Raw genomic sequence first — 2,747 nt, forward strand, 5'->3', positions numbered from 1 at the left:
CGGAGATCAGGGACACCGAGTCCGAAATGGCCCGTGCGTTCGATTTGTCCTACCGGACGCTGACCGACGCCCAGCGGACCGCGTTCCGCCGCCTCGGGCTGCACCCCGGCTCGGATTTCACGGCGGATGCGGCAGCCGCGCTGCTCGGTCTCCCGCCGGACGAAACCGAGCGACTGCTCGAAGCGCTGCTCGCCTGCCATCTGCTGCGGGAGCCGGTGCCCGACCGATATCGCTATCACGATCTCCTGCGGGAATACGCGTACGCGCTGGCGCTGTCCGAGGATCCGTTACCCCTGCGTGCGGCGGCGGTGCGCCGGCTCATCGATTTCACTCTGCAAGCTGCCGACCGGGCCGATCGGCTCGCCTACCCGCGCCGGATCCGCCTCGGCCCTCCCGGAGATCGACAGCCGGTGCCGCGCTGGGCAGACTCCGACGCGGCGAAAGCCTGGTTCACGGCCGAGCGCGGAAATCTCCTGGCGATCGAGCGGGCGGCGCGTACCGGCGATCACCCGGAAGCGGCTGCTCAACTCGCCTACCTCATAAGCGGATTCCTGGACGCGGAGTGTCATTGGCAGGACGCGGAATCCGTGCTCGGCCATGCCGTCGCGCATTGGTCGGACACCCACGAGATGGCTCACCTGAGCCGGTCCCTCATACAACTGAGCGCCGCCCAGGCGCATAAATCCGACTACGCGCGGGCCGCCGCGAACGGAGAACAGGCGCTGGAGATCGCCCGGGGGACGGGTGATCAGGAGGCCGAGGCGGAGGCGCTGCGGACGCTGGGAACACTCAGCTGGCATCTCGGCGAGAACCGCGCCGCCCTCGCCCACTTCCAGGGTTCATTCACGATCAAGGCCGCTTCCGGTGACGCCTGGGACCGGGCGCGCGGACACAACAACGTGGCGATCAGTCTGCTCTTCCTCGGGGAGCACGACCGGGCCCTGGAACATTTTCGCAGCGCTCTCGCCGGATTCCAGGAGGCCGCCGACAGGACGGCATCGGCGAAAACCCTCAATAATATCGGCGATATGTATTTGCGAAAGCGAAACCTCGAACTCGCGCGCAAATCTTTTGAGGAATCCCTCCCCATTCTTGAGGCGACCGGAAACCGATACGATCGCGCGACGGTACGCAGAAACCTGGCCGATATCCTCACCGAGACCGGCCGCCCCGAAGAGGCCCTTCCGCTGTATCTGGAAACCCACCGCGAGTTCCAGGCGCTGGGTGATCGGAAGAGCCAGTCCGACACCCTGATCGGCATCGGCGACGTCCACCGCAGGACCGGCGAGAGCGAGCGCGCCGTCGCCCACCTCCTCGACGCGCTCGGGATCGCCCGCGCCATCGGCGCGACCCATCAGGAGATTCAGGCGCTGCACTGCCTCGGCCAGGTGGATTTCGGCGAAGGACGGCTGGACGCGGCACTGCGGAATGTGACGGCCGCGGTCGCCGTGGCGGACCGTACGCACAACCTCGACGAGGGACTCAAGGCGCGGGAGACCCTCGACCGGATCAGGGCGGCGGTAGGGTCCGAGCGGGCGGACGACTCGGGCCCCGCACGGTAGAAAGCGCTCCCGACTCCGCCTCGGCGCATCATGGGCGCCTCAATGGTCTAAACATTTCCCGGGAGCCATGCGGCCGCGCGAGCCCAACACCCGGACGTCGGGCTGTCGAACTCCCGTACACCGAGGGAACCTTTCTTCTGCTACTGTCCACCCGAGCAGTAGCAAGATCCAGGACGACATTCCCAGGTGGAAAGCAATGCTGTTTGTGTTCAATTCGATAAAGATAGCTCCGGCCTATGGACCCTGGGGGTGCATCGTCATCTGAACACCGGGAAGAGCCGGTGCCCGGGGTGGTCGGCCAAGGCCACCCCTCATCACGCCCGGACCACCGGGCCCCGCGCCTCAGGCCGGCAGTCCCACCGCCCCCGCCGCGACACCCGGGGCCTGCGCGAGCCGAGTCTCCTCGGCCGTGTGCAGGGTATAGGTGTCGGCGCCCCACCGGACCGTCCGTCGGCAGACGAGCCCGTGCCGGGCGAGATGGGGTGCCAGCCGCTGGATTCGGGCCCGCAGCGCGGGCAGGGTCATCGGGCGGTCCGAATCCCCGAGCAGCACGCGCAGATCATGACAGCACAGCGGTCCCCGCGCCCCCCGGAGGATCTCCTGGAGAAGGAACTGGCTCCGGTGCGGCCTCAAGGGGACGGCAGCCGGACCGACCGCGTCGCCGTCGGGAGCGACAGCCTCCCCGCCGCGAGACCGGTCCCCCGCGTCGGTGTCGAGTACCCGGCACAGCCAGCGCAGATCGGCCGTGATACGAGCCGTCAGCGCGGAGGCGGACGTCTCCCTGCTCACCACATTGAGGGCCCCCGCGGCCAGCAGGGGCGCCGGGTCGACCGGGCCGGCCACCGACACGGTCACGGGGGCGAGCAGCCGTAAGGACCGTACCCGCTGGACGAGTTCACCGGGCGGCTCCGGCTCACTGCTGTCCAGCAGCGCCAGTACGCCGGTGGCCCGGCGCAGATACTCATAGCCGAGCTGGTCGCCCCAGGGGCGGACGACGAACCGCAGCGGGCAGGCCCGGCGCAGCCTGGTGACCCATTCGAGAGTGGCGGCCGGGTCCAGCGAGACGACGACCACCCGGGGCGCCCCGGCGCGGGGGCGACCCGCGCGCCGGGCGGCGGGGGCACTCCTCGTGCTGATCTGCGTGGTCGGCCTGATCTGCGTGGTCGGCCTGGCCTGTGTGGTCTG

General features: G+C 69.2%; 2 protein-coding genes. One reads left to right on the plus strand and one right to left on the minus strand.

Translation table 11 applies throughout. The features are described from left to right. A partial coding sequence (locus tag ACWF94_RS28580) for a tetratricopeptide repeat protein (protein WP_453494591.1) occupies positions 1-1,562 on the plus strand: 1,562 nt, incomplete at its 5' end. Between the two features lie 342 nt (positions 1,563-1,904). On the opposite strand, the gene ACWF94_RS28585 is transcribed toward ACWF94_RS28580, so the two are convergent. Continuing rightward, the coding region (locus ACWF94_RS28585; protein ID WP_453494594.1) for a hypothetical protein at positions 1,905-2,747 on the minus strand (843 nt) is incomplete at its 5' end.

Source organism: Streptomyces sp. NPDC055078 (genome assembly GCF_053607985.1).